At 42.9% G+C, this 8,818-nt stretch carries 5 protein-coding genes; 1 reads left to right on the forward strand and 4 read right to left on the reverse strand.

Annotated elements, in window-relative coordinates:
- Positions 1–14 precede the first annotated feature (14 nt).
- Positions 15–2,330, reverse strand: coding sequence for an LPS assembly protein LptD (gene lptD / locus K1M91_RS19935; RefSeq protein WP_232804014.1), 2,316 nt, complete (start codon positions 2,328–2,330; stop codon positions 15–17).
- 204 nt (positions 2,331–2,534) lie between these two features.
- Here lptD and djlA point away from each other — a divergent pair, with 204 nt between their 5' ends.
- Entirely contained in the window at positions 2,535–3,350 is an 816-nt protein-coding gene (gene djlA / locus K1M91_RS19940; RefSeq protein WP_232804015.1) for a co-chaperone DjlA, read from the forward strand.
- Between the two features lie 192 nt (positions 3,351–3,542).
- Here the strand turns inward: djlA and K1M91_RS19945 are convergent, their stop codons facing one another.
- The 3 genes from K1M91_RS19945 to rapA all read right to left on the reverse strand — a co-directional run bounded on the left by K1M91_RS19945 (position 3,543) and on the right by rapA (position 8,501).
- A complete protein-coding gene (locus K1M91_RS19945; protein ID WP_232804016.1) occupies positions 3,543–4,502 on the reverse strand; it encodes a D-2-hydroxyacid dehydrogenase in 960 nt (319 codons plus the stop codon).
- A gap of 39 nt (positions 4,503–4,541) precedes the next feature.
- Positions 4,542–5,480, reverse strand: coding sequence for a DUF3530 family protein (locus K1M91_RS19950; protein WP_232804017.1), 939 nt, complete (start codon positions 5,478–5,480; stop codon positions 4,542–4,544).
- Between the two features lie 105 nt (positions 5,481–5,585).
- Positions 5,586–8,501, reverse strand: coding sequence for an RNA polymerase-associated protein RapA (rapA, locus tag K1M91_RS19955; RefSeq protein WP_232804018.1), 2,916 nt, complete (start codon positions 8,499–8,501; stop codon positions 5,586–5,588).
- Positions 8,502–8,818: the final 317 nt, after the last annotated feature.

The following is an 8,818-nucleotide window of genomic DNA, read 5'->3' on the forward strand; positions in this document are numbered from 1 at the left end:
CTTCGTTAGAAAAATTATTTGTTTGCAAAAGGACGGCCGTAACTAAATAGCCCTTGGCTTAAGCTAGAGCTGGCGCTGCTGCCAAAACCGGCTAATCCTTTTAACTCTATTTGAAATTTAATTGAACTGGATAAATCGTAGTTATTATTAATATCACCAATTTGGCCATATGAGGTTTTCATATGGCGGTCGTAAACTAAGCTAACCGCCCAACAACAATCTTCATATTTGATGCCTGCGAGAGTTTCAAAGGAACGTTTATTGTCGGCATCATAGTAATAACTAGCAATGGCACTCCATTGGTCGTTGAAGGGCCATGCCGCTTTAGTCCCAATTTGGTTAACCACTCCTTTGACATAGTTATTTTTATTGTCTTCAGGTGCTTTTATGTAGCGATAGTTAAGCTGTACTAATTTGTTCCAAGCCCAGCGGCGTTCTAATGTTGTGTTACCACGACTAAACTCTCTACTACTGGTATCAACTTCAATTCCACCATGGAAAAACCAATTATCATTGAAGTTAAAGTCTGTTTGTGCGACGAGTGCAGAGGTGTTGTCATCATTGATGATGGTATCACTAGGAAGTGATGTTCTTGATTGCTCTAAGTAGAACATTTGCCCAATAGCAAATCTAAATCGGTCGGTGAAGTCATCATCTAGATAACTTGTGGACACCCCGACGGTTACTTGGTTTGCATCAGCAATTCTGTCTATGCCGGAATAGCGCTGGTCGCGAAACAATCCGTAATAATCTAACTGTAAGGGAGAGGAATCATAAAGGCCAATATTACTTTGATCACGATAAGGCACATAGAGGTACTTTACTTGTGGAATTAGTGTTTGTGTATAGGATTCGCCCAAGAATTCAGTTTCTCGTTCAAAGTTAAACCCGCCATGCATAGAAAAAGAAGGCAATGAGCGTGTAACATCTTCATCAAGGTCTCTGTACCAAGATTCTTTCATCATATCAGGTATGGTTTGCTGATAATGGGTTAATAAATAACTTAACTCGGTGTTTAGAAAGGCAGCTTGGCTATATAAAGGCAATAAAAGCTTAGGCTGAAGATGATAGCGAGTACCGACATATACATTGTCATCTTTGTGATCAAATTTGGTTATTTCGGCGAAGATGTTTGCTTCAATATGATTCCAGTTTGTCGGGTAGTAGCCATTAAAAGCAACTTTTGGCATCACCACATGAGGTGCACTGCCTCCTAGAACTTGAAAGTCCCGCACTTCAATTTCTGCATTCCAATTTTTTTCTAGCCAAGCAGTACTTGCTGTTTGTAGCAGTTGGTTATCGGTACGAGAGCCGACCGTTGAGCCGAGATCATTAAAGTAATTATCATCACTGACTTTGGTGTAATTGGTGTTGAAACGAAAATGGCCGCCGACGTTAGTGTTATGGTTCCAATGCATTAAATAGCGATCTTCATCGGTTTTTTTATCGTTATCTAAGAACTCTGCATTAAACTGTCCGTTATTATTCGGTAACAAATACCGATATTCAGCGAGCCCATGGACACCTCGTTGAGCCATGGTCTTAATGGTAAAAGTCGCGTCTTGATTCGGCGCGATGTTCCAGTAAATGGGTTGCTCGTAAGTAATACCGTTGTCTGAACTACTCGATACACTGGGGATCAAAAACCCTGATTTACGATTTGAGCCGATGGGATAGCTAAAATAAGGAAAGTAGAAAACAGGCACATCCTGGATCCAAAAGGTGGCATGTTTAGCCGTGGCTAACTCTTCTTCATTGTCTATTTCAAATTGTTTTGCTCTCACTTCCCATGTTTTATCTCCAGGGGGGCATGAAGTATAGCTGGCTTGGTACAGGTTATAGTGCTCCTTATCGAGAACTTCGAGCTCATCAGACTTTCCTCGGCCACCTTTACCATGAAACTGATAGCGGGAGTCATAGGACGTAGCGGTATCATTACTTAGGTCAGCATCAATTTGTGCTCCAGTAATGCTGACCTGTCCATCTGTAAAGTGAATATTGCCTAGTGCTTGGGCTTTCTGCGTGTCGCTATTGTAGGTTAATGTGTCACTTTTGAGTTCTTTAAGGCCTTGGGTGACTTTTACATTGCCTTTATAGACAAAGGTGTTGGCTTCGCTGGATGTGCTGTCAGATAATACTTCAACTTCCGTAGTATTAGGGTCTATATCGGGAGCTAATACCACTTCTGGCACGTAGGCATAGCAACGCTGAGTTAAAGGAAGATCGGCGATAGTAATAACATTACTTTCAAATGATTCAGCTGGCGCGGCGTTAATCAGTGCACTTGGAGCGAGAAAAGGCCCAACAAAAACAAGCGTCCGTTTTATCATTCTAATTCTCTAAATCGCGAAAAATTGGGCTCAATGTTAATTGGTTCTTAGACTGAGCAACAAGTTGACTGCCTATGATAAAGCAATCAGCTTAGCTCGCCAACATAGTTACGGATTTTGCAGTGATATTTTAAGTGGATGTTTGCTTGTTGGGGTGGGTTTTTGTCACAATGCGGCGATCTTTCTTAACTGGGGTAGCAAAACATGTGGGGTAAGCTGTTAGGTGGTTTCTTTGGTTATATGTTGGCCCATCATTTTATTGGCGCTCTAATTGGCATTTGGTTAGGTCATAAAATTGATAAAGCGTTAGGTCAAAGTGGTCGATTTCGGGAAACCCTAATTGGTGCTGCTCGGCAATCTGCATTACGTCAGCAACAGCTGTTTTTTCACGCTACTTTTTCTGTGATGGGCCATATTGCTAAGTCTAAAGGGCGAGTAACGGCAGCAGAGATTGGTGTGGCTAGTTTATTAATGGATAGATTGAATCTAGACGCAGCTCACAAACAAGCGGCCCAAGAAGCTTTTCGCCAAGGTAAAGAATCTGAATTCCCCCTAGAGGAAACATTGAAAGCGTTTGTTGCCAGTTGTCGTGGCAGGAAAAATGTACTGCAAATGTTTTTAGAAATACAGCTGCAAGCTGCATTTGCTGACGGGGAATTGCATCCCAATGAGAAGGATGTACTCGACAAAGTCGCTGATATTTTAGGGTTTAGCCAAGCTGACCTGGCTAGATTGATCTCTATGTTAGAAGCTGAGCTAAAATTCCATCGTCAGGGAAGAGGTTCATCAAAAGAACAAAGAGCGCAGCAGTTAACCGATGCTTATCAAATTTTAGGCGTAACGGAACAAGATTCTTTTGCGGTGGTGAAAAAGGCATATCGAAAGCTTATGAGCCAGCATCACCCCGATAAACTAGTTGCCAAAGGGCTACCTCCTGAGATGATGGAAGTGGCTAAAGAAAAAGCCCAAGACATCCAAAAAGCGTACGAGCTGATAAAACAAGTTAAAGAGACCGAATAGTGTTTGTTATTCAAACAGAACACGGGGTAAGTAAAATAGTTTGTTGTTACGGCAAAACGTAGTGAATATGCCCTGATCCCCTTTGCATTTTCACCCCCTGAAAATGCAATTTTGCCATAAAGCATACTTTATCTGGCTGCGTCAGGCTTAAACAGAAGCGAAATTATGCAACCATCTTAATGTTTTTTGGGACTAGATAACTCTATTGTGTGGAGAGCCTTGATAAAAACCATCAATATTGCTGATCAACTGCTGACAAAGGTTGGCTAAGCTTTCATCACTGGCCCATGCAATATGGGGCGTCATTATAAAATTAGGTAGATGAAGCAATTGATTGAGTGGGCTATTGTTTTGCAATGGCTCTGTTGCCGCGACATCGGTTGCTGCGCCGGCGATTTGTTTTGTTAAAAGCGCTGTAACTAACGCTGATTCATCCACTAATGGGCCGCGTGCCGTATTGATTAAATACGCAGTGGCTTTCATTGCGATAAATTCTTCTTCTGAGAATAACTTGCTCGTTTGCTCAGTAAGTGGGCAATGTAAGCTAATAAAATCAGCTTGCGTTACGACGTCATGAAATGAAACGCGGCCATCACGAATAGCCTCAAGTCCTTTGTGCTCCGATATCAGTATTTTCATGCCTAAGGCTTGGCCCAGTTGGGCCATATTTTGTCCCAGTGCGCCGGCTCCGATGATGCCTAAGGTTTTTCCGGCCAAGTTTTGGATTTTGTGGTCGGTAAAGCAAAACTGGTTGGCTTGCTGCCATTGACCTTGGCGCACATCTTGGTCATAAGCTATTAGGTTTTTTGCCAGTGCCAGCATTAGCATCAATGCATGCTCAGGTACACCTTGGTTGGCATAGTGGGTGATGTTATAAACCGCAATACCGAGTTGATTACAGCTTTTGAGATCGATGTTATTGGTGCCCGTTGCAGCCACCACAACTAATTTAAGTTTAGGGCATGCTTTTAATACCGTCTGATCGAGTACGACTTTGTTGGTAATGATCACTTCGGCATCTTGACTTCGAGCAATTACCTGGTCTGCTGATGTATAGGGGTATTCTACCCATAGGTGGGAGAGGTTTGGTCTGTTAATGTTGATATGAGCCGGAATGGTTTCACGATCAAGAAAGACGATTTTGCTGCTCATAGTGGTTAATCCTTTATGTGTCCGCTAGCGCTAAAAGTGCTACTGCCAGCCAAGGTGGTGGGTCCAGCCATTAATCTCTAAGCCAAGCTGTTCATTAAAAAATATGCTGGTGAGCGCGAGCTGTCGGTAATTATATTTCCCACTTGCTTTTGCTCTTTGCGCTCTCAGTTCACTACTGTGGTCTAGATGAAGTGGGCCATTTTGCTGATAGACATCTAACACAGGAATACTCAAGGCGGTCAAGTCTCGTGCCATTTTTTTGTTTATGGCGGGTGTGTTAGAGCGAGCATTGAGTAAAATAAGCCCGCTCGGGGCTGGGCTTAGATTCTGAGCATAGAGCGCCAACATGATTGCGGCCATATCATGCTCTGCCACCACTAGGGTGAATCCCACTTGTAGTTCAGGAAGTTGTTTTAATTCTGCCATACGTTGAGCGGTAAAGGTTAAGTAATCGGTTAGCAGTTTTTGCTGTGCTTCCTGTTCCGTCGTGGTTGCTAAAGCGGGTTGGGGCATCAGGGTGATCACATGCCAACCTTTACGGACTAATGAGCGCAGTATTTGCATTTTATTTATGCTAAATGGCGTGCTTTCCCATTGTGGTTGAACTATTACTGTGCCCAGTGTTGGCGAGTTCTCGGAATGATAGACCACGACAGTGAAGCTAGGATCTTGACCGAGGGTTATAGTTTGCTCAGGCAAATAAAGATCCGTTAAATCTTGTCCAAGCAATTGATCTTGGCTTGGTGGGATAGGCCATTTTTTTAATGGGTCGCCAGCGTTGCTTTGGCCTGTGATATTTTCTGTATCATTACTTGCGGTATCGCTAGTGGGTTTAGTATTAACATCAGTTTCGGTTGGTGCTTGCTCTTCTTGATTACTGGTGATTTGTTCGGTAGGCAGTTCTTCCTCTGCTGAAAAAGAATAGGCGGAAAAGAGCAGGCCGGTAAGCAGGAATGATGCAAATATTTTCAATAGCATATTAATTAACCGAGACAATGAAGACTGATATAACAGTCTAGCGAATTGTCTCGGCTTAGCTAAGGCTTATCTCTCAGTTATTTGCACTCGGTATCGATGAGATAATTAATTCGGCGTTGAAACAATAAAGCGCAGTGAATCAAGTTTGAGTTGAGTATGATTCAATAAGCTGGTGGAGTGGCTTAGTAGCTCTTCAACAAATTGGATCTCTTCATCTCGTATGCTCGGATTTATCGCTTTAAGAGCTTCTAATCGGGCTTTATCTTGACTGAGTTGTGATTCCATTTTTTCAATCGCGCTGGCGACGATAGTTTGCATTTCCTGTTTCGCGATTACTTCGGCTTGGCTAATCAGCTGATGGATCACAGTTTGTGAGGCATTGACTAATTTACTGCCAAGATGACGATTCACTGGTGTTAATTGTTTATTAAACGTATCAAATGCTACGCTGGTTGCTAAATTTGTACCATTTTTATCAAGTAAAATACGCATTGGTGTGGTGGGTAAGAAACGTTGCAACTGGCTATGTTCGCTTGCAGGTGCTTCAACTACGTAAATTAATTCGAGTAGAATTGAGCCAGCTGGCAGGGCTTTATTCTTTAATAGTGAAACAGCCGTTGAGCCGGTGTCAGAGCTTAAGATAATGTCCATACCACCAGTGATCATTGGGTGTTCCCAGCTTAAGTAATGTACGTCATCACGACTTAGCGCTGTTCTGCGATCAAATGTCACGGTGGCGCCTTCTGAAGACAGCCCCGGCATGTTAGGCACTAGCATGTGCTCAGTAGGGTGAAGTACCAGGCAGTTCTCACCTTTGTCATCTTGATTAATGCCGATAATGTCGAATAACTTAAGCGCAAATAAAGGAAATTCAGGCTTGTCATCTTCAGCTTGTAGTTTTTCTAGCACATCACTGTTACTTAAGATGCCTGATGAGTTGAGTTCAAGTAACTTATCACGCCCTTGCTCCATCTGACTGCGTAGTGCTTGCTCTTGAGTTTGAGTGGCGCTGATTAACTCGGCAATATCCTCTTGGCTAGGATTGTTAGCCGCTAATAACGTGAGTAAGGTTTCTTTTTGCTCTTCATAAATATTGCGGGCAGCTGGGCAAGTAAGCTCAAATGCGTTTAAGCCTTGGTGATACCAGTCTTGTAACAAGGCCTGTGAGGTATGCTCTAAATATGGAACATGAATAACGATGTCGTGCTTTTGACCAATTCGGTCTAAACGGCCAATTCGCTGTTCAAGTAAGTCAGGGTTAATCGGTAAATCAAACAACACTAGGTGATGAGAGAATTGGAAGTTACGTCCTTCTGAGCCGATCTCAGAACAAATCATTACTTGCGCGCCAGCCTCTTGCTGTGCAAACCAAGCGGCAGCACGGTCTCGTTCTATAATTGAAAGGCCTTCATGGAAGACGGTTGCTTTGATCCCTTCGCGCGTTCGTAGTGCCTCTTCAATCGCAAGAGCGGTAGTGGCTTTGGCGCAAATAACTAAGATTTTTTCTTGTTTATTACTTTGTAATAGCTCTAGTAGCCAGTTAATGCGTGGGTCGAAACCGCACCAAGATGCCGATTGACCTTCAAATTCTTGATAAATTTCTTCAGGATACAAGAATTGCTTGGCTTTATCTTCAATAGAGCCTTTGCCTGCCATCATTTGGCCGACTTTGATCGCAGTTTTGTATTGTTCTGGTAATGCTAACGGCACAGCATTAAGGGTGCGTTTAGGGAACCCTTTAATCGACGCGCGGGTATTTCTAAATAAGATACGACCTGTGCCATGACGATCTAATAACTGTGAGATCAGATTGTTACGCGTGTTAGTTTGTTCTTCATCGCTGGTTTTAGGTGAGCTAATAGTAGCAAGGGCTTGGCTGATATTTTGTTCGGCAAGAAGAGAGCTCAGCTTATCTTGTGCTGCTTGGTCTAACGCTTCACCGCTGACTAATTGGTTAACTGTGTCGGCGACATCTTTATATTGGTCTTCTTCTTTTACAAATGCATCGTAATCGTAGAAACGATCGGGATCGAGTAAGCGTAGACGGGCAAAGTGGCTGTGGTGACCTAACTGATCTGGGGTGGCTGTTAAAAGTAAAACGCCAGCTGTTGCTTGGGCAAGCTCTTCTACTACTTGGTATTCACGACTCGGTTTTTCTTCTTGCCACTCTAGGTGATGAGCTTCATCGACGACCAGCAGATCCCAGTCAGCTTCAACAGCTTGCTCAAAACGGCGACGCTTTTTACGGATGAAGTCTAAGCTACACAACACCAGCTGCTCGGTTTCAAATGGATTGTCCGCTTCGGCAAATGCTTCAACGCAGCGCTCCTCATCAAAAATGCTGAAATGTAAATTAAAGCGTCGCATCATTTCTACCAGCCATTGATGCTGAAGTGTTTCTGGCACTAGAATCAATACGCGGTTAGCACGGCCAGAGATTAATTGCTGATGGATTATTAGGCCGGCTTCAATGGTTTTACCTAAACCTACTTCATCGGCTAGTAATACGCGTGGCGCGTGACGTTTACCTACTTCTTCTGCGATATAAAATTGATGAGGGATTAAGTCAACTCGTGCGCCCATTAAGCCACGTAGCTCAGATTGCTGTTGCTGGTGTTGGTGGTTGAGGGCTCGGTGGCGCAATACAAAGTGTTCAGCGCGATCAATTTGTCCTGCGAATAAACGATCTTGGGGCTTATTAAACTTAATAAAGTTGTTTAGCATCGTTTCGCGTAAACTGACTTCTTCATTTGTATCTGTTCTTTTGCCTATGTAGGTAATTAAACCGCCATTGTCTTCTATGTCTTCTACTAAAAGAGACCAATCTTCATGGCTAAGTATTTCGTCACCTATATTAAAGATAACGCGCGTGACTGGCGCATCTTCTTTTGCATAATTACGGTTTTCACCCGATGCAGGGAATAGAAGTGTTACAACTCGACCTTCTATAGCGACAACTGTACCTAAACCTAAATCTGACTCTGTATCGCTTATCCAACGTTGACCTAATGCAAAAGACATTAATTACTACTCTCCGAATGCCGTGGGGAAAAGGGCGGCTATGTTACCTAAAGCTTAAAATGGGATCACTATCAATTTACTAAACTACTCAATATAAAGTAGAGAAGTAGTAAGCTTAGACAATTTGATGCCTTAATAAAGTTCAAAATGCCATAGGTAAGGCTATTTCGGCTAATAACTAGCCGTTAAAGGTTGGTTTTTAATCAGTTTGAAAAGAAATTAAAAAACTTCAAAAAAAGCCTTGCACCAGAATCGAATCTCCCTATAATGCGCAACCACTGAGACGGCACAGCGCAAGGCGCAACGCAACATCAGGT

The sequence above is a fragment of the Motilimonas sp. E26 genome, from assembly GCF_021278025.1.
In the GTDB taxonomy this organism is placed as follows: domain Bacteria; phylum Pseudomonadota; class Gammaproteobacteria; order Enterobacterales; family CBDFNC01; genus Motilimonas.

Coding starts and splice junctions, on each gene's coding strand:
- rapA (WP_232804018.1), bottom strand. CDS start 8,501: ATGTCTTTTGCATTAGGTCAACGTTGGATAAGCGATACAGAGTCAGAT.
- K1M91_RS19945 (WP_232804016.1), bottom strand. CDS start 4,502: ATGAGCAGCAAAATCGTCTTTCTTGATCGTGAAACCATTCCGGCTCAT.
- lptD (WP_232804014.1), bottom strand. CDS start 2,330: ATGATAAAACGGACGCTTGTTTTTGTTGGGCCTTTTCTCGCTCCAAGT.
- djlA (WP_232804015.1), top strand. CDS start 2,535: ATGTGGGGTAAGCTGTTAGGTGGTTTCTTTGGTTATATGTTGGCCCAT.
- K1M91_RS19950 (WP_232804017.1), bottom strand. CDS start 5,480: ATGCTATTGAAAATATTTGCATCATTCCTGCTTACCGGCCTGCTCTTT.